11 protein-coding genes are annotated in these 19,659 nt (G+C 64.6%); 2 read left to right on the top strand and 9 right to left on the bottom strand.

The genetic code is table 11. From position 1 onward, the window contains the following. The first annotated feature begins 98 nt into the window (after nt 1-98). Nucleotides 99-353: a hypothetical protein gene (locus tag M6G65_RS06760; RefSeq protein WP_238197254.1), complete on the top strand. Its 255-nt coding sequence runs from the start codon at nt 99-101 to the stop codon at nt 351-353. On the opposite strand, the gene M6G65_RS06765 is transcribed toward M6G65_RS06760, so the two are convergent. Genes M6G65_RS06765 through M6G65_RS06780 form a run of 4 tightly spaced genes read right to left on the bottom strand, consistent with a single transcriptional unit; the run spans nt 344 to nt 13,178 of the window. Further along, entirely contained in the window at nt 344-1,144 is an 801-nt protein-coding gene (locus M6G65_RS06765) for an HNH endonuclease (protein ID WP_238197255.1), read from the bottom strand. The genes M6G65_RS06760 and M6G65_RS06765 overlap by 10 nt on opposite strands. A gap of 1 nt (nt 1,145) precedes the next feature. Then, nucleotides 1,146-5,162 (bottom strand): Eco57I restriction-modification methylase domain-containing protein, encoded by a 4,017-nt coding sequence (locus tag M6G65_RS06770; RefSeq protein ID WP_238197256.1) that lies wholly within the window; start codon nt 5,160-5,162, stop codon nt 1,146-1,148. Further along, nucleotides 5,159-7,918: a DEAD/DEAH box helicase gene (locus tag M6G65_RS06775; RefSeq protein ID WP_238197257.1), complete on the bottom strand. Its 2,760-nt coding sequence runs from the start codon at nt 7,916-7,918 to the stop codon at nt 5,159-5,161. Before M6G65_RS06775 ends, M6G65_RS06770 begins: the two co-directional genes overlap by 4 nt. Beyond that, nucleotides 7,806-13,178 carry a DEAD/DEAH box helicase gene (locus tag M6G65_RS06780; protein WP_250103728.1) on the bottom strand — a complete coding sequence of 1,791 codons (5,373 nt, stop codon included), beginning with the start codon at nt 13,176-13,178 and terminating at the stop codon, nt 7,806-7,808. The genes M6G65_RS06775 and M6G65_RS06780 overlap by 113 nt, the downstream gene beginning before the upstream one ends. 474 nt (nt 13,179-13,652) lie before the next feature. Here M6G65_RS06780 and M6G65_RS06785 point away from each other — a divergent pair, with 474 nt between their 5' ends. Then, nucleotides 13,653-13,901, top strand: coding sequence for a hypothetical protein (locus tag M6G65_RS06785; RefSeq protein ID WP_238197259.1), 249 nt, complete (start codon nt 13,653-13,655; stop codon nt 13,899-13,901). Between the two features lie 342 nt (nt 13,902-14,243). On the opposite strand, the gene M6G65_RS33925 is transcribed toward M6G65_RS06785, so the two are convergent. The 5 genes from M6G65_RS33925 to M6G65_RS06805 form a co-directional block, all read right to left on the bottom strand. Continuing rightward, nucleotides 14,244-14,558: a diguanylate cyclase domain-containing protein gene (locus M6G65_RS33925; RefSeq protein ID WP_373323804.1), complete on the bottom strand. Its 315-nt coding sequence runs from the start codon at nt 14,556-14,558 to the stop codon at nt 14,244-14,246. 287 nt (nt 14,559-14,845) lie between these two features. After that, nucleotides 14,846-15,013, bottom strand: coding sequence for a hypothetical protein (locus M6G65_RS06790; RefSeq protein WP_238197260.1), 168 nt, complete (start codon nt 15,011-15,013; stop codon nt 14,846-14,848). A 221-nt stretch (nt 15,014-15,234) separates the two neighbouring features. Further along, nucleotides 15,235-16,281: an HD-GYP domain-containing protein gene (locus M6G65_RS06795; RefSeq protein WP_250103729.1), complete on the bottom strand. Its 1,047-nt coding sequence runs from the start codon at nt 16,279-16,281 to the stop codon at nt 15,235-15,237. 54 nt (nt 16,282-16,335) lie between these two features. Further along, the gene (locus M6G65_RS06800; RefSeq protein WP_250103730.1) at nt 16,336-17,754 is read right to left on the bottom strand and encodes a TadE/TadG family type IV pilus assembly protein; all 1,419 of its coding nucleotides are present in this window, start codon (nt 17,752-17,754) and stop codon (nt 16,336-16,338) included. Nucleotides 17,755-18,501: 747 nt separating this feature from the next. Further along, the gene (locus M6G65_RS06805; protein WP_250103731.1) at nt 18,502-19,587 is read right to left on the bottom strand and encodes an HD-GYP domain-containing protein; all 1,086 of its coding nucleotides are present in this window, start codon (nt 19,585-19,587) and stop codon (nt 18,502-18,504) included. Nucleotides 19,588-19,659: the final 72 nt, after the last annotated feature.

Below are 19,659 nucleotides of genomic sequence, written 5' to 3' on the forward strand. Positions count from 1 at the left end.
GCGGCAGCACAGTCCTTCGCATCGGGTTTTGTAGCGCCGGCCTCAGGCGCTCAAGCAAGACCAGCTTGCCGGCTTCGCCAGGCAAGAACCGGCCGCTCTTGACGCCGAAGTACCAATCGCTGTCCGGCCGGCAACGCAACTTCATTCACGCGGCTGCGGCCGCTGTGTTTCACAAGACGCCTTTGAAAATCCCGGACGGATTGAGAGCTGAAATTGAGAAGCACGGCTCGATCGGCAAGTGGATCGCCGCCGACGTCGTGCGGCTGTGCACGTACACCAGCGAGCTCAAACTTCTCGCTGAGGGACCGAAATCGTCCCGGCGCAAGCGGAAGCGCTCAGCGCCTCACCCGTGATCGTCGCTGAACCCGTGCCTTGACCGATGATCTCGCAGATAGGGAGCATGACCGTCGCTCAGGGGCAATGTGATCGTTCGCCCTCCCGTCAACGCGTCAATTGCACGCTCTGAGAGCCTCGAGCTCACGAAGAGCTTGCCCTCGTCGCTGAAGCTGATGAGGCCCTGGTCGAAGGCTGCATCCCAGAGAGCCGAGAGCAGGAGGCCGTTGTAGACGTCGACTCGCTCATAGGCGTTGGAGTCTGCCCACGGCTTGATGTGCGAAGCCCGGAGTAGGTCCCGGTCGCGCATCCCCGTGATCGCACAGGCCTGGTTCCAGTACCTGTCCAGGTGCCGTCGAAAGATGCCCTGCGCTGTACGGACGATGGCCAGCCTTTCGACCTCGGTCGTCGCGGGCATGGTATGGGTCGCGTCCAGGAACTCCTGGTAGGCAGTCGGTGCTAGTTCCGCAGTAGCCAAATGATAGATCCGCGACAGCGCGTCGCCGAGTTCGGCGAGGCTGCTGACCATGCGGCCAATCTGCCCTGGCATGGGACCGATATAGTTCGTGCCCGGGAGGATGGCTGCATCGATCCGTGGATCGCTGAACGACACGACCCAAGGCCCGCCATCTTCGCAAGCAGCAACGTCAACCTGCAAGGGCGTCTCTGTCGAGCGCAGCAGGTACCATCCTTCACTAAAATCTAGCTTGTCCGAGCCTTTCGGAAACCCGTTTCTGTTCGCCACTTGGCGAATGTCGATCCAAACCGACAGCCGCAAGGGCAGTAGCTTTGCGGGGGCCTGGTACGACATCCTACTCAGCCGCGACACGCGCGCCTATCGCGGCGGCAATGTTTCTATACGCAGCTGTGACCAACCGGGACGTTCGATATTCATCGAGCTCCCGCAATTCGTTGGCTTTCAGGCCGCGAAAGCTTTCGGACGGATACTCCGGTCCCTTCGCATCAGTAGGATCGAGGACGTAGCGTAGATCATCAAAAGTGAGGCCGTATGCATGTGCATACCAGGCATCGAGTTCAGCGCGCAGCAGCGCTCGCCGTTGCTCGTCCCATGTGAATGGGGGTCCTGAGTACCCTAGATCACGAGCGAACGGTGCCATGGAGTGGCTTGTGTAGACGAGTTCGAGAACGCGCGGAATGATGTAGTTCAGGCTCTCAGGCCCATAGTGATCAGGAGGAAGAACTGGAAACTGCTTCACATAGAAGAAATTCATGTGCAAGCCGCCCGCCTTCTGGCGAACAACGAAGTCGAAGATGAGGCTGCTCATGTTGGCTAGGAGGCACGCGATCTTCCTAACGTCAGTAACGCCGGGGAACATGAGGGGAAGATTGTTCCCTACGCCGACACGCGGAACGATCGCGGGAATGAAGGTGCGTTCGTTGGTTGCAGAAGTCAGATCTTTGAAGCCGATGTACCAAGCGTGTGGCCAATGCAGAGAGGCTAACCTCTCTTCCACGTCAGATTTGTCGACCCAGTAGAACGGCGTCAATTCGAAGTTCGGATCGGCATGTTCGTCAGCGCTCGTTTCAGGAAGTACGCGATAGCCACGTTCGTCGCCGCGCTGAGCGTAGCCTCCTGCACGATGATCGTAAAAGTTGATCATCTTTGCTTCATAGAGCGGAATATATCGCACGGGTTCGGTGATATCAGAACCGGACGCAGCTGCATCGGGATCACTGATCCAATCTGTGCCCTCCTGGATTAGGCCCAGATCGATGAGCTGACTGGCGTCTTTGAACAGCGCACTGTCCGAGGTCATGTTATACAATCCTTGGCGAAACGTCACACGCCATGGATTGCCTGTAGCCTTATTGGCTTCTTCGATGAGAACGCGAGAGCGTGAGTAGATATACTTCGTAAGTCTCGCATCTTCTCGTGCCCGGAAGACAGGCACGGTCTTTGTGTTCGGATTGATCTGCAGAATGTCGTCAGCTGAAAGAATGAAGTTTCTTTCGGGTTCATTCATCTGGGAGGTTGCAGTTGAGAAGAACGAGAACGTCGCACTCTCAACGCCTTCTCCGATTGTCAGAAGGCAGAACTTCATCCGCGCATCAGGCGCGGCGAAAAGCTTCATCCTGTTCTCGAAATCGGCAAGACGGATCAGTCGCTTGTTGGCGACCAGATCAGCGAAGAACAGCGAAGTCGTTGCATCAGTTGCGATGCCCGTTGGGACAACGATCCCCGCCCGACCTCGGGATGAGATCAGCTTCGCAAACAGTTCCGAGAAGAGCGCGTAGGAATTGACTTTGCCGCGCGCGGTGAGTGGAAATCGCCCCGATGAACGAGCGAACTCGTTCGCAGCTTCGAAAGCGCGCTTGTCTCGCTCGTAAGTGGCAAAAATTTCAGGGTGATGGAGCTTGAGATCCTGAATGGCCTTTTTGCGCTTAGACCCTGCCAGTAGAGCGATCTCGGGCTTGCGCTGAGCGAAATATTCTTCTTCGCCAAGTTGTATCACGTCCCAGGGCGGATTGCCGACAACGATGTCAAACCCTCCGGCAGCGAATGCGTCAGCAAAGGTCAGCCCCCAATGAAGGACGCGCGCGGTTGCGCAAGCAAGTGAGCCTGAAGCCTCGATCTCCGGCTTGATGCTGACCTGCCGTAGTACGGCAGCAATGTCAGCGGTTGTCGGGATCAGTCTTTCATCGTGGGCGATAGCTTGGCTATCTTTGCCAAGAAGGTAGGCCGCGACGTAGATATCGGCAGCCTGTCTCTTCGCGAGCAAACCTGGATCAGACATGGCCTGTTGCCAGAGCTCCTGGCGTGCTCTGCGTTCGCGAGGCGTGTCTTCCGGCATTTCCCTGAACGTCTCTACAAGTTTCTCGATGTAGGAGTTCTGAAGTTTCCAGGCTTTGTCATCGAAGATGTCGAGCCGGCCCTGCCCGACGCGTTCATCCCGGTTGATCAGGTAGTACTGACGGCATACGGCTTTGTCGTCCCCGGTCATAGGCTTGTAGGCCTCGTCCGGAACACCGCTGTCGAGAAGGCTGTCCAGCTTCTCCCCGAAAGCGAACGTTCCGAGAAGGGCGTCACCGCAGACCAGATTGGCATCCAGAAAGCCGAGTGGCTTGCCAGGTTCGATCGATTCGATCCACAGCGCGACCTTGGCGAGGTCGATAGCCATCGGATTGCGATCTACGCCGTGGACGCAACGTCGGACAACGTCACGCATCGCCTCTCGATATTGGTCCGCTGAAGCGACACCTCCGTTCCGGACCCGCGCAACACGTGTCGCGAGACGTCGGGCTGCTGCGAGCAGGAAATGACCTGAGCCACAGGCAGGGTCGATGATGCGCAAGCTGAGCAGAGCTCGCGTGGGATCCTGCGAGCTGGAGACCACGCGGTCCATGACGGGATCGGCAACTGTGTCGAGGAGCGCCTGAACCAGACTGTCAGGCGTGTAGTAGCTGCCCGTTGTTTTCCTGGCGTTGCCCTTCGTCTCTGCGCCTTCTGCGAAGAGCAGCTCGCGTCCATTCGGGCTGATGCGCGGTGCGAGTTCAAGCAGACTTTCGTAGACAGAACCGAGTTCCTCGGTCTGCATATCACGCCAATTCACCGGAAGCGTACCATCCTGCCCCCTGAGCCAGGCGAGCCGATGGATGGCTCTCATCAAATCCCGGTTGGCTAGAGCGCAGCTCTCGAGATCATCCATACGTCCCGGCTCGAACAGACCGGAGAGTGCGGGAAGGCCGAGTTCTTCCTCGCCATCCCCTAATCCGCGGAAGACAACCTGAAGGGCCTCCCAGCGATCAGCATGAGCATCATACGCACTTCGGCGGATGCTGGCCTGTCGTAGGCTTCCAAGGCTGTAGCCTTGAGCATAGCGCTGGCGCTTGAGCGCCGCCGTTTGCGGCGGATGCAAGAGGTCGCGATCCTCGGCGACGAACAGGAAGATCAGCCGGTAGACGAGGTGCAGGCACTGCTCGAAATATGCCTGGGCCGGGATCACGCCGCTGCCGACAAACTTGCGCAGCTCCCCATTGGCCGGGTGGCTCAGGAAGCCAGTTCCTAGTGCGAGAAGGGCTTCCTCGACCCCGTCGCGGAGACGATCGCGTGCGACTTCGCCCTCTTTCAGTCCGGCAAGCCGCCACCGCTCCAGCGTGCAATCCGTGACCGCGTCAGTAGGCTTGCCGAAGCGCGTCGCGTGCAGGAGCAGCCAGAGCACGGCGAAATCGACCCGGCCCTCGTTCGTGAAGATCGCGTCAAGATCGGCCTCGATGTAGGCGGGCCGGGTCAGGCTTGGGTTGTCGCGCAGCAGGCGCAGGCGCGTGCCGCAGCAGGCGAGCCCCCATAGGGCGGCATCTTCGGCGTTGAGCCAGTCCTGCACGACGCTGGCCGCGGACCCGCGCCGTCCGGCCGCCGTCAGGCTCGCGCTCACGCGGTCGATGCCGTCAGCCGGCGGGACCACGACCACCGGCACGCGTCCACCGAGGCCCTCGAAGGTCACGGGGTAGATGTCGCCATCGCGGTCATGCCGCCCGACCGGGACGAGGTCTCGGAATTCCAGGACGTCGCGCAGCAGGGCCTCGGTGAAGCGCTGCGTAGCAGCGAGCGACGGCTCCGGATGGGCCGTGAGATCGGCGTAGTGCGCCTGGGCAATCCGGTAGGCGCGCGCGATCTCGTCGCGCAGGATGAGCCCGCGCGCGACGCCGTAATCGGCCGCAGTCTGCTCGTCGGCCTCGATGCGGGCGATCTGAGACAGCATCGCCGGCGCGATCAGACCACCCTCTAGGGTGATCGCGTCGAACGCGATCGCCGGGGTGCGCTTCGCGCGACGGGCCCGCCCAGCAGGTCTCGGCTGGCGCGCCATCATAGATCTCCGGGCGTGAGGACGTAGAGGCCGACGATGTCGGCGGGCAGGATCGGCTCGACCGTGACCCGGGGCGTGCCCTGAGCAGCGGCACGGACGCGGCGGTGATCGGCCTCGAGCGCTTCGCCACGCTGGAGGGCGTAAGCGTCGATCGCTGGCATGTACGCGCTCAAGACGCGCTCGCGCGCCCGCTCGATCAGGCGGTGGCGCGCGGTTTCAGCAAGGTCGCCGCTGGCGGGTGCCTCAAGCAGCTGCTGCGCGGTCTCGCCATCCGCGATGGCGGTCGCGCTCGCTCCCACAAAGGCCAGGGTGACGGCTTCCTCAGCGAGCAGCATGCGCTCCGATCGTCCGTGTACGGTGAGCTTGTGGCGCAGGCGGACAAGCACGACCGTCGTCATGGCGTCGACGGCGCTGGTGCTCCACACACCGGTCCGGGCGAGTTCGAAGCCAGTCTCGCTCTTGGGGTCGAGCGCGGTCTCCAGCAGGCTCTCGGCTAGGGTCGCGGCGATCGGATGCGCCCGGCCGACGGTGACGGCACCGGCTGGCGCTTTGGCCTCGAAGCTGATCCGCACGTCGCCCCTGACACCGCTGGCGTCGAGGCGTTCGGTGATGGCGGGCGGTAGCTTGGCGAGATCGGCGCGGAAGGTCGCGTCGCGGCCGGGCTCCAGCGCCGTGTTGAAGTGGTTCATGGCATGGGCGATGAAGCGTTCGACCCGGTCGGGGCCGCCGATGATCGCGCGCCAGCTCTCCCACTCGGGCATGACTTCGGCAGGCTTGAGAGCGTGCTGCGCGTAGCGCGCGCGTGAGCGCTTCTCGCCCTCCTCGGCGTCGCGCCAGCACGCCGACAGGGCGCTCGCTTCCTTGGCGAACAAGTCGAGCTGCCTCTGCGCTCGGGGGCGTCCGCGGTGCTCCAACATCGCGTTCAAGAGCGCGCCGGAGATCACCTGACGATCCTCCGGCAGCGCGATGATGACGCCGAGATCCTTCCGAATCCGCTCCGCCTTCCTCAGGATCACGCTGAGGACCGCGCTGTCGATGAGGCTGTCCGACCCGAACAGTAGCATGGACTTTACCAGGGACGCCGGCTGGCCGAAGCGATCAACGCGCCCCTCGCGCTGCTGATGCCGGGTCGGGTTCCACGACAAGTCGTAGTGCACGACGGCGTCGAACAGCATCTGCAGGTTGATGCCTTCGGACAGGCAGTCCGTCGCCACCAGTAGCCGCTGTGGCTCCTCGGCCATCCCTTCGACCCGGTCGCGGCGATCGTCCGGGACGAGCAGACCCGTGACGCTCTCGACGGCGAGGCCCGGGAAGGCCTTGCGGAGCGCGGTGGCGACATACTCGGCCGTGGCGATGTACCGGCAAAACACGACCGGGTTCGCGCCGGCGGTGATCAGGGGCTTCAGCTCCTCGATCATCATCGCGAGCTTCGGGTCCGGCTTTTTGACCAGCGCCTCGGCCTGCTGGATCAGCTTGGCGAGCGCCGGGTCGGTCCCAAGATAGGCGCTCGGCTCTGCGTCGACGGCCTCGGTATCCTCGTCCTCCTCGTCGAGAACCTGCATCGACAAGCGTTCGGGATCGCCGTCCTGGCGGTTGCGGAGCGCATTGAGGGCCGCGGCCGGCGATGAGCCCACACAGCGGAGCAGCGCCAACGTCGACCAGAGCGTGAGCCGCTGCCGGTGCGTGCCGTCACCCGCGTCCTCGATGCGATCGAGGCAGTAGTCGAGGACGGCGTCGTGGAACGCCGTGTGATCGGGCCCGAGCGAGTAGGGGCGGTTGAGCTTCTCGTGTTTCGGGAAGATCTGATCGTCTTCCCACTTCTGCTCGAGGATGTCCTTTCGGCGACGCTGCACGAAGTGGCGCGCGAGCGCGATACGGCCGGCATTGGTCTCGAGGCCGGACATCGCGAAGCTCTCATCAAGCAGCTTCAGCAACCGATCGAAGGCCTCCTCGTCGCCGCTGTGTGGGGTCGCGGTGAGAAGCATTATGTGCCGCGCCGCGTCTCGGGCGAGACGCTGCAGCAGGCGATAGCGCCGCTGGCGGCTACCGTGCGTGCCGACGCAGGCATGGGCCTCGTCGACGACGACGCAGGGCGGACACGAGGCCGCGAAGCTCTCACGGCGCTTCTCAGCCTTGATGTAGTCCAGGCTGACGACCGTGAACGGATGGACCTCGAACAGGCTCTGCGTCCCGACGACTTTCCGTTCCAGGCGCGGCGCGGACGCGGAGGTGACGGCGACGGCCTCGATGTCGAACTTGGCGCGCAGCTCGCCGACCCATTGATCGACGAGGTGCGGCGGGCACAGGACGCAGAAGCGCTCGATCTCGCCGCGGTCGAGGAGTTCGCGAAGGATGAGGCCGGCCTCGACGGTCTTGCCGATGCCGACGTCGTCGGCGATCAGCAGGCGAACCACGGGCAGGCGCATCGCCATCAGCAGCGGTACGAGCTGATAGGCTCGCGGCTCGAAGCTGACGCGCGCCGACGAGCGGAACGGGCCCGCGCCCCGCCGCAGCGACAGGCGGAGCGCCTCCGCCAGAAGGCGGGCGCTCTCCTGCGTGCCGCGCACGTCGACCTCGGGCGGAGCGAAGTGCGCGGCCTCGACCGGCATCCGCTCCAGAGCCGGCAGTATCGTCAGCGCGTCGGCCTCAGTGCCGGAGAGCGGGCGCAGGCGAAGCGCGGCCGGGTCGTTGTGGGGCAGCGTGACCCATTCCCGGCCGCGCGCACGCACGAGGTCGCCGGGGGAGAACTGGACGGTCATGCCGCGACCTTGAACAGCGACGAGAGGGCAGGGGCGGGTCCTGCTCGGGGGCTCCTGTGAGCACCACGAGCGTCCAGCCGCCGTCATCGAGTTCGTCGACGATGTCCTGCGGCGGCGGCGCGTAGGCGATCGCGACGTGGTGGCTGCGCCAAACGTCCAAGATGCCGTTGGCGTCGAACTTCAACCGCTTGGCGTCGAACGGCGGCAGCCCCCACCGGCCGAGAGCCTGCGGCCACGTCTCCGTGCTCGCTGCGGCCGAGGGTGCCGTGCACACGACGGAGGTCGACCGGATCACGCCGGCCGCGAGCCGGACGAGGGTCGTGCGAGCGCCCTCGTCCGTGCGGTCGATCAGAGCGTGGTCCATTTGGTTGTAGTACGACAGCAGACAGCGATAGCAGCCGCGCACGCAGAAGGCGTCGCCGAGATCCTGCAGCTTTGAGGCGTCGCGGGTGATCAGCGCGTCCTCGATGCTCTCGGGCGTGAAGTGCATGACTTCCAGGGCGCGACGGGCGACTTCGGCCAAGCGCTCCGGTTCGCTGACGAGGCGGCGAAGCACGCCGGCACCGCCCTCGCTGGACTCGTAAGCGAGGATCGCCTTGCGCCTCCGGCGATCCGGGACGGCCTCGGTGGCGATCTCGCCTTCCTCGACCTGAAAGACGAGGCTCAGGCCCCGAGCGATCGCGTATTGGAGCGTGGCGAGCGTGGTCTCCTCTGCCTCCGGACCGAAGAGCTTCAGCAGGGCCGCATTCTTGTGGTCCTGCACGATGGGTACGACGCGCACGGCTCCGGGGCGTTCGGGCTCTGCCGGGTCAGCATCGTCATCGTCCTGCTCGCGGTCGGCTCCGACCCATTGGCCGTTCTGCGGGTCGATCGGGTAGCCAAACCCTGTTTCCGGCTTCCGCTTGCGAAGGCCCAGGTTGAGCCGGCTGATCTGAGCGCGTGGCGCGTAGGTTAGATCCAGGACGGTGCCGTCGTCATCCTCAGCGACCGCGGTCAGGATGTCGCTCTGGCCGTTTCGTTTCGCCCAGGTGAAGGTGGTCTGGATCTCGAACCCACGACCCCGGCGGGCCTCCTCGTTCGCGGTGATGCGCTCGGACGGGACCGTCTCGACGTTCTCGATGCGCAGAACCTTCTGGATGAGCTTCGAACCTTCGCCGCCAATCTGCGCGCCGCAGGCGTGACACAGATTCTGTCCGGCACCCTCGTGGCCCGCGCCGCATGTGCGGCACACGCGCCAGACCGCGAGGTTGCCCTCGGCCAGCATTCCTTGCGGGTCGCGAACGTCCGGCGGGATCTTGGCACGGACGACCTTGAAGGCGCGCCCCTCGTGGTAGATCAGCGAGCCCGGTCCAAATTCGGCGATCGCCAGGAAGCGGGCACGCTGCAGGTAGGCCGCCCGCGGCCCGGTGGAGCCCTGCTCGGGCACGTAGGCGTAGAGCGGCAGCCGTGGGAAGTTGTAGCCGGGCAGATAGCCTTCGGTCGCGAGGTATCGGTGCGAGGCGAAGTCGGAATTGTCCGATTTGCCGCCGTGCTCCAGCAGCCGGATCTGGCTGTTAGCGATGCGCAAGGCGCGCTCGGCGGCGTCGCGGGCCTGCTTCGTCAGGCCGTGCTTCATGATCTGCCGGCTGGCCTCCTCCATCTGCACGAAGGCGGCGTTGTACAGGTCGCGCCAGCGCCCGAACGCATCGTTGAAGCGCTGCGCTGCCGTCTTCGCGACATCAGCCACGAATGGCTTGGAGTTCTTCAGCCAATCGCTGCCCGGGTCGTTCAGGACGGCTGGCGGAATGGAGGTGCGGATGTTGCCCAGGATCCGCTCGAAATCGTCCTCCACGCCGACCACGCGGTCCGGATTTGCGAGCCGGTCGGTGATCTCGGCGCGCACCGTGCGCTTGGGCGTATCGAGGTCGAGGATGTCCGGGATGGCGTCCGGCAGTTCCTGCCGCAGCCGCCCGTCGATGCCGGCCTTCGCCAGCCAGATGGCGTTGAGATGCGCCTCGATCAGGTCGCGGTTGGCGAGATCGATGCCGGGCGGTCGCACGGAGCCGGCGACGAGCTGCTCCCGCCGGGCGAAGTAGTACTGATCGTGCGGGCTCTGGGCCGCGCAGTAGGTGACGATGAGCGCAGCTTGGCCGGAGCGTCCTGCGCGGCCGGACCGCTGCGCGTAGTTCGCCGGCGTCGGCGGCGCATTGCGCAGGTAGACGGCGTTCAGCACCGAGATGTCGACGCCGAGCTCCATCGTCGGCGAGCAGAACAGCACCGGCAGGAAGGTGTCAGCCTCCAGCGGATTGGTCTGGTCCGCGCGCATCACGTCGAGGTTGCGTTTGCCGGCATCGCCCCAGCGGAAGCGCGCCTCGCGCCAGAGCCGCAGATCCTTGTCGACCTGCGCCGTGTGCTCACGGCTCTCGAACCCGAGCAGGCTATCGTCGTCGCTGGTGAGGATGTCCGCGGTCTCGCGATACAGGCGCGTGAAGTAGGTGTTTACGTCCACCTTCGGCGCATCAGCGACGAGCCGAATGGCGGAGGGCAACAGCCGCAGGCCGGTGATCCCGTACTCCGAGACCTCTCGGATCCAGTTCTGAGCCTTGGCGATCCGGACGACGCTCTCCAGGAGTTCGTTGTACTCGTGGACCGTGAGGCGTCGATTGCCCGAGAGATGGCCGTGCCGCAGCTTCTTGCCGACGCGGCTGTTGGGACCGGCGGTGATCAGGCGGCTGTCCGGGCCGCGACCGCTCGGCTGAGCCTTGCCGCCGGCCCCCTCCGGGACGATCAGCAGCCCGGCATTGGAGACCGCCTCCTGCTCCGAGATCGCCCAGGGCGTGCGCAGGTTGTCGCGTGAGGATCGGCCCAGGCTCTCGGTCGTCGCCTTCTTCAGGAAGTCGCTCTCGACCGCGAGTTCCCCGCGCATGACCTCGAACAGAGCGTGAAAGATCCGTCGACGCGCATCCGGCTTGAGGCCGCGCAGCAGAGGGGCATCCTTGAAGAGACTGTCATCGGCACAGCTCTCGAGGCCCGGGTAGTGCGCCCGGATGAGCTGGAGGTTCTCCAGGTTCAGGTTGGTGTACCGCCAGCCGCGGCGCTGGTCGCTCCACACGCGGTGGCTGAGAACGCGCGTGAGATCGGTGACAGCCCGCGCACGGGACGGGCCAACGGCCTCGGGCGAGCGCATCCAGTGGCGGCGGCGATCGTCGTTGTTGTCCTCGAAGCCGAGCGCCTTCTGCACGGCCGTGCCGTACTCGGCCTCGGCGAGCCCGTCAGGCCCGGCGGCCTGCACGGCCGAGAGGACGGCAGCCCGCAACAGCGTCGTGAAGATGAAGTCGTTGAAGTGGCCGGCCTGAAGCGCCGCGTCCTGACGGTTGTCGGAGAACCCCAGCACCTTGCGCTTGTCGTCGGCGATCTTCGCCTCGGGACGATGCATGAACCGCAGAAGGCTGCTGACGATGAGTGTCGTCGCCGAAGAACGCCCCTCGGCAGTCAAACCGGCGAGCTTGTTCTGCTCGCGGGTTCCGGGCTGCGCCTCCAGCTTGCAGTTCAGGCAGAAACGCCACCGGCCGGGGATGAACCAAGCCTGGCGGCCGGCGGCACCGACGCGCCCGTTCGGCAGGACGAAGGCTGCCGTGACCTGCTGCTTTCGGCGCGTGGACTTCAGGCGCGAGCCACGCGGCGTGTGCTCGACCCACTCGTCGGGGTACTCGTCCAGTGCGCCCTGGAAGAACTCGTTGATCGTCTCAGGCTCGGGCACGAGGTAGCCGGCGGTGCCGCCGTCCGTCTCCCGCTCATTGATCGGATCGTCGATCGAGCGGGCCACGAAATGGTCGCCGTCCTCGTCGCCGAGGCGCATGACCGGGTGGTACTCGTGCCCGCAATCCCGACAGAAATGGGTCGAGAACAGCAGCGCGGTCTTGTCATCTGGATGGTGCGTCTGACCCTTCAGCGTGACGCGCCGGATGCCGGTCGGACCGGCCGTACGCAAGGTCGTGTAGACTAAGCCCGCGCCTGAGATGAACCGGTGCAGCTTGAACGCCAGAAACGCGCGGGACCCGGTGCCGCCCCGCTCTGCGCCGGGACGGGCAAGGAGGCTGAGCATCTCGCGCAGACGCCCTTCGCATAGTTCCGCGTCGCACCCGGTCTCATGAGCGAGAGCCCTCGCCGCATCCACCAGGGTCATCGGCTGCCGCCGCTTCAGGCGGCTGGTGTACTCCAGCCCGATCCGAAGCTCGATCCAGACGGCGAGCGGGTGGATTTTCAGCTCGGCGTCTGTGACCTTCGTTGGCACCGGGCTCTGGATGCATGCGGCCAGCTGCCCCTGCACGCTGGGGACTGTCAGATCCTCGTCGGTCGCCCGCTGAAGGGTCTCTTCGATGACGCAGTCGTCCGTGACCGCCACACCGAATAGGTCGCTGGCGACTTTGGCCACCGCTTTGACCGGATCGCCCTGGTCCGGCGTCGCCATGGTCGCGGACGTGCCGATGCAGACGGGATCGGCCACGCCGCGGCACAGCTGGTCGCGCAGTCGGCGCACCAGAACGGCGACATCGGCACCCTGACGCCCGCGATAGGTGTGCAACTCGTCCAGCACGATCCAGCGCAGGCCGCGGGCGTTGCCGATCACCTGGGCGTCGAGCTCGCTCTGCCGCGTAAGCAGCAGTTCGAGCATCATGAAGTTGGTGAGCAGGATGTCCGGCGGGTTGTCTCGGACCTCCTCGCGCTTCTCGCGGCTCTCCTGGCCCGTGTAGATGCGCACCCGTGGGCGCTCGGCCTCTGGAATACCGCACTGGTTCAGGAACTCGGTCAGGCCCTCGTACTGCGAGTTCGCCAACGCGTTCATCGGATAGACGACGATGGCGCGGGTCCGCGGTCGGAAGTCGGGCTTCTGGCGCTCCCGGATCGCCTCGTCGATGATCGGCAGGAAGTAGCAGAGCGACTTGCCCGATCCGGTGCCGGTCGTGACGACGAAGCTTTTGTTGGCCTTGGCCTTCGTCAGCGCCTCGACCTGATGAAGGTGCGGCTCGAGGACCCGGCTGCGCTCACGAAAGACGTGCGTCGTGAGCGGGTGCAGGACATCGTCCTTGACGAGTTCCTGGAGCGTCTCCCCGCGTGCGAAGTGCGGGTTGATCGTGATCAGGGGATCCGGCCAGAACGCCTTGTTGTCGTAGAGGCGGTCGACCTCGGTCCGGATGTCGTCAGCAGCGATCTTGTTGAAGGATCGCGCGAAGGCGTCGTAGTCCCGGATTAGGGTCTGGTCGAGGCCGAACGCGTCCACGAGGTCATGTCCCCCCACATGACGGCCGGTGCCGGCCGTTGCCTTGAGCCGGCGACGCTACCCTAGGTCCTCGCGCACAGGTAGTAGGAAGCGGGGCTGTAGGCTGCGTAGGCCTCGTTTCAACAGCGGTTGGGCCGCTACTGTGGCACCAGCGCCTACCGGTCTGACGAGGATAGTTCGTCGACGACTAGACCGAGCGCCACGCGACGCGCACGAATTGCTGAGGTCGAACGCTCGACGATCCCACGAAGAGCGCTGATCCGAGTTATTGTCAGACCTATCGGTCCATCAGCCTGGGTTCGACGCTCACGGAAGTGAGGCGGTGATCTCCTCGATTCCATCCGGCAGTAGGGTCAATTGCAACAATTGCCGGATCGCTGCGTAGGCGCGGCCAGTTCAAGGTGAAGCGCGGTCCATCTAAAACGCAGGGAGCCCCATGCGCGCAGGCCGGAGATCAGGCGACAATCTTGCACCGTGGCTCGCCGTGGGCACGACCTCGCGATACTCGGCGTCCAGGCGCAGATGGCCGTCGGCGAGCGGATCGCCAGTCTGATGGTCGGAGGCCCGAAGGCGCGCAAGGAAACTCACTGGATAGTGACCGAGAAGGTCCTAGTCGCTGGCTCTGCCGCGGTGACGCTCGCGACGGGCGGCACGCCGCGCAAGGTCGTACGCGGCTACGGTCGGAAGGTCCAAGCCAATCACAGGCAGCTCAGCAAGAGCTGACCCGACGAACTCGGGCTGTCGTACCCAGGCCGTCCTCGGCCACGCCGCCTCTCGAACCGGCTCTGCGGCGCTGTCGATCGCGACAACGACCTGCCTGGGCGTAAGGTGCTGGATCATCGAACCCTGCGACCTTCAATGCCCAAGCAATAGAGCAAGGGCTACCTGAACGCTGAAGCAGCCCAGGGCGGCGCTGACGTGACCGATCATGCGTGTCAGAGCGGCGGGTTGATCGTAGGCTACATTATCGCCGAGCACTGCGGGCGGCTAAAATCCATCGGGGCCGATCGTCAAAGAACGCTTTCATTAGACTGAAGGCGGCATCGAGCGACAGCATGCCATCGATCAGGCGGCGCAGATGCGGGGCTCTCGCGACGTTGCGAGCCGCCATGGTGTGCTCGCGTTGCGCTTGGCTGCATACATTGCCTGATCGGCCGCAGTCAGAATGTCGTGCGAGCTCTGAGGATGTGCGGCCGAGAGAGCGATACCAATCGAGACGTTGATCTCAGCCGGTCCCGCGCAGATCACGACGGACTGTGAGATTGCCCCGGCGATCCGGTGGGCGAAGCTGCTCAAGGCTGGGCGCAGCACGCGACCGCATGCCTTGCAAAACGCGTCGGCTGTCTCGCCTGCTCCGGAACGCGATCCCAGTTTGTGCACTGCGTGCGTGCCGGGTGTCTCAACATTCCCCCCGGTCCGGCGGGACGCCAGGGCGCAATCGTCCGAAGCGTTCCGCCGGTCACAATCTGCTTGAGCAGGCGGATATCGGTCGTGCAGACCGACGCTTGAATGCGCCAAACGAAAGCCCGCTCCGTGAGCTGGGTGAGCCGAGACGAGCCGCAACTGTGTGACTGAACGCGCCGTGCTACGAGCGGCTACTTGCTGCCGCCACTGCCGGTCGTTCTGGCCTGTGAGAGTTGCCCGTCGTTGCGAGCCGCCACGCTATTCTATCCGTCGGAGAAGAGGTCCCTGCCGGTGGGGCCAGGCTGGCAGGTGACTACACCCGGCGCACTCGGGGAAACGATGATCGTGGTGCTGGTCTGGCTCTCGATCACGGCTTGCGCGAAAGCAGGCGTTGGCAGAGCCGTGACGATGGCGGTGGCGAGCTCGGTCATGCCGATCTGCTGTCGGGTCAATTGCGGCAGGACACTCCTGAAGCGTGGAACAATTTCGCTCGCGCACAACCGATGCCGCGCAAACCCAGGCGTGCCTGCGATGGGAGCTCGCACACGTTATGCGACGCTCATCGTCTTCGCCGTCTTGGTCGTCCTTCCGGCTAACCCCAAACTGTGAATTTTGGAAGCGAACGTTACGGCTGGGCGAAGCATTCCGCCGGTTAGCATCCTGAAGCGGTCGACTCGAAGCAATGCGCCTCGACCTCGTCCCAGCCGGAGAGGAAGGCTTCGACGCAGCGCGGGTCGAAATGGAGGCCGGCCTGATCGGCCACGAAGGCCCGCGCGCGATTGAGGGGCCACGCGGTCTTGTAGGGGCGCTCCGTCACCAGGGCGTCGAACACGTCGGCCACCGCCACGATGCGGCCAGAGAGCGGGATCGTCTCGCCCTTGAGGCCCTTCGGATAGCCCGTGCCGTCCCAGCGCTCGTGGTGGCTCTCGGCGATCTCGGCGGCGAGCCGCACGACGTCGGAGCTGCTGCCCTCCAGGATCCGGCGTCCGCGCTCGGCGTGCTTCTCCATCTCGGCGCGCTCGTCGGCGGAGAGCGGCCCGCGCTTCAGCAGGATCGAGTCGGGGACCCCGATCTTGCCGACATCGTGCATCGTGGAGGCGAGCTTCAGGGTCTGGATCGCGGCGGGCTCGAAGCCGAGGTTCCGGGCGATCACGCCCACATAGCCCGCCACCCGGGCGATGTGATCGCCGGTATCGGTGTCGCGGTGCTCGGCGGCGCGCATCAGCAGGGCGATGATCTCGTGCTCGCGCGCCTCGATCACCGAGACCGCGGCCGCGACCTCGCGGGCGAGCCAGGCGGTGCGGTCCTGCTCCTGCCGGTGTGCGGCGCTGATCCGCATCAGGTTGGTGATGCGCGCCTGGATCTCGACCGGGTCGCAGGGCTTGCCGAGGAAGTCGGTAGCGCCGGCGCGCAGGGCATCGTGGCGCAGGCTGCGCTGATCGAGGCTCGTCACCATGACGATCGGCACATGCGCGAAGCCCGGCACCGCCCGGGCGGCCGCGATGACCTCGAGACCGGTCAGGCCGGGCATGTCGTAATCGGTGACGACGACGCCGATCCGGTCGACATGCGCCCGCAGGAAGTCGAGCGCCGCCCGAGGGCAGGTGAAGGCCACGGGCTCGCAATTGGCCACGGGCTTCAGCGCCTGCAGCATCAGCAGGTTGTTCATCTCGGAATCGCCGAGGATCAGAGCGAGCATCGCGTCACTCCCGGACGAGGTTCCATCGGCGCAGGCCCGGCATCGTCACTCCACTCACTGCGTGATCAGCAGCTTGCCGCTGATCGGTCCCACGCCCTTGGGCACCGGGACGCTCGTGGCGTCGTAGTTGGCGTTGAGGTAGAGGTTCGGCCCCTTGTAGAGATTCACCTGCTGGGCGACGATCACAGTGTAGGCCGATTGGTCGGCAACCGGCTTCTTCGCATCGATCACCACGCGACCCGCTGGCAGGTAGATCGTGCCGAGCATCGTGCGCGCGTTGTCGCTGATGATGCGGTAGGTCCGCATGGGCTTCGTTGCGCCCAATGGCGGCGGCGTGGGTGAGGTCGGAGCAAGGATGTCCTGTACGACATCAAGGGTCGGATCGACCGGATCGGAAACGGCACGCTCCTCCATCATGAGCAGGCCCGCCATGACACCGGTCGTGGGTGCCGCAAGGCTGATGGCGGTCTTCTGATCGAACAGCAGACCGCCCTTGTTTCCTGTAAAATAGAAGCCGACATCGATGCCGCTCAGGGAGCCGTTCTTGTCCACGATCAGCGGGCCGTCCTTCATCACGTAGATCCCGGGCTGCAGCGAGACGATGGCGTTCTTGGTGATGTGCAGACCGCCGCAGTAGGTGCCGGGGCTCAATGGCGTGCTCTGGTCGGCGAGGTTTTTGCTGGTGTCACCCTTCGAATTGGCGGAGGCCGGGATTGACGTGCAGGCATCCACCGTCGGCGTGGGGCGGTCTTGGAGCGGATCCTTAATGACCGGGCAGCCGGTCTGCGGCGGTGGGGCGAAGTTGGCGCGAGCCCCAAAGAAGCCGCCCGCTGAGCAGATCGTCTGCGCGCGGGCATACGAGCTATCCTGGCCCAACATGCCCTGCGGATTGCTGGAATTGGAGTAGAGCGAGCAGCCACTGGCGGTGACCTGTGCGCTCTTTTCCAGATCGAACGCACCAGGGGCGGCAGGATCGAGGGTCAACATGCACAGGCGCATGTTGCCGATGACGTTGGCTTTCGCCCGAAGCGAGATATGCGCGGTGCGCACGCCCACGAACGGACCGAAGGCGAGCTTGAACTCCTCCGAGGCAGTCGCCGTGACGCTCGTCTTGTCGTTGGGAACTGTGATCTGCACGGATAGCGGCCGGTCGGGCGGCGAGGTAACACCGCTGCGGATGGCTTGCTCGGTGATGCCGCTGACTGAGGCAGGAGTCGCAGAGGCGAGCTTCAGCGCATTACCGCCGGCGAGCACGCCGTTGTCGAGGGCGTTTTGCAGTTGGCTGCGCCGGGCCGACAGGCGCGCGTAGTCGATGCCGCCGCCAGCCAGCCCGATCAGGACCGTGGAACTGAGGGCGAAGATGACGGCGACCCCGCCCTGTCGATCGGCCCGGAGGCTCTGTCGGGCTGTATCAACTGCCCATCCTTTGACAGAGACATTCGATTGTACCTTGTTGTTGCCCCGCCCCATCATCTGCCTCGATGAGCGCCCTGGCCGATTAGAAGGAGCTTAGAGACAGCACATTAACGCTCCGTATTTGGCTCGCCCCTCCACCCATCAACACGGTTACCCTTGACGAAATTCGCAGCTTTAACGTGTGTTACTCGCGAGAGTTTCGAGATTGCTTTGTCGAGGCCGGAACACAGAGAACGGATCCGGAGCAAGTACCGGGCAGATCAGCCGCCGTAAGAGCGATGCGAGATGAGTGGGATCGCGATTGTCCGGCTGCATGATGGGCCGAAGATCCTAAACCGCGTCAAGGACGTCTCAGCTTCCCGAGCGCTGTTGACCGTACCAAGCGCTGATGCGCGGCCAGGGTGCTTTCTGTTCGAAGTTGTGGGACGCGACTCGGGCAGTGGGGTGCAACTCGCGTGGCGTAGCCGCTGCTCACAAAACTGACCCGACAATGTCCCGCCTTTGCCTCAGCCGCGCCACGGCGATCTCTGACGATACGCACGGTTGAAGAACGCGCGAAATACGGGCTCGCGGGCAAATTCCTCGGGCGTGGACACGTCGAGGTCAGAACCGCGGGCCAGAGTTCCGGCAGGACATCGGCCTCCTAGATCCGATCGACGAGGTCGGGCCGTTCGTCGGACATCGGTTCGCCCTATTGTCATCATCGCGCTGACGACGATCATGACACGAAGGCGATACGGGTTGGACTACGATTTCTGAGTTCTGCCATCGTCTGCCAAACACAATGCGATCTGCGCCGCGGACCTAAGCCGTGACTTTGAGATCTGCAGCTCCAGCCGCGATGGCGATCGAATGGAAGGCGCGGACGAGATCTGGATCAACCTTGCCCGTCATACTCGCCAACAAGTCGTAGGCCTTCATCGGCTCCATCGCTGTCTTGTACGGCCTATGGTCGATCAACGCGCCATAGATGTCACAGATTGTGATTAAACGTACGAGATCGGGAATGGCACGGCCGTGCAAGTGGTCCGGATAGCCGGATCCGTCGAGGAATTCGTGATGCGAGCGCACGACCGCAAGCATGTCGGCGGAGTAGCCGTGTCCCTGCAACATCGCGTAGCCCATCGCCGGGTGCGTCTGCATGACCGCGCGCTCTCCCTCGCCGAGGCGTCCCGGCTTGTTCAGAATTGCGAGCGGGATCCGCGACTTGCCGATGTCGTGCAGGAGCCCCGCCTGGGTCAACCGTTCGCAGTCGGGCCGGGACAGGCCAAGTTTTTGCCCGAAGCCAGCCGCGAGGCCGGCGACGAGCAGACAGTGCTGGTGGGTCGCGTCATCGAAGCGCCACACGAGTTCGAGCCACACGCGTATGTCGCTCTCGCGCAGGGCGCTCTCGATGTAGGCGGCTCCCGTCGTGATCAGTGCCGGATCAATCGCCCGGCCCGCACGGCCACGGGCGAGGATCTCCGTGAGGCTCGTCTGCGCGCCGGCGATGTGGGCGCTGAACCCCGGGCTCTCCGGCTTGCCTGCTGGCTTTGCAGGGCTACCGAGGGCCAGCGTGATTGGCTCGGCCAGTTGATCGGCGGCCATGATCCGGGTCGGCTTCAGGGCGGCGGCTTGGACCTCCGCTCGCGGGCTCGTGCCGTTGAGCACGCAGAAGAATGGCATCCCAGGCTTGCGTAGCGCGTCGAGGTAGAGACGTAGCGCCGCGAGGATGTCAGAGCGCGTGGACGCAACATCACTGACGATAAGTTTGACACCGCCTGCCTCGATCGATGAGGGGGACTGAAACGGATCGAGAACATCCACGATACGCGTGTGATCGAGGCGACCAAGATTGCGCGCGAGACGCTGCGTGCGCGCCAGCGTGTCGGTGAGAAACAGGATGTGCACACCAACCTCGTCGCGGTGGCGAGTCTAAGAAGACCCAGACCCTGAGCGTAGACCCATGAGAAACGGTTAAAA

The sequence above is a fragment of the Methylobacterium tardum genome, assembly GCF_023546765.1.
Classification (GTDB): domain Bacteria; phylum Pseudomonadota; class Alphaproteobacteria; order Rhizobiales; family Beijerinckiaceae; genus Methylobacterium; species Methylobacterium tardum.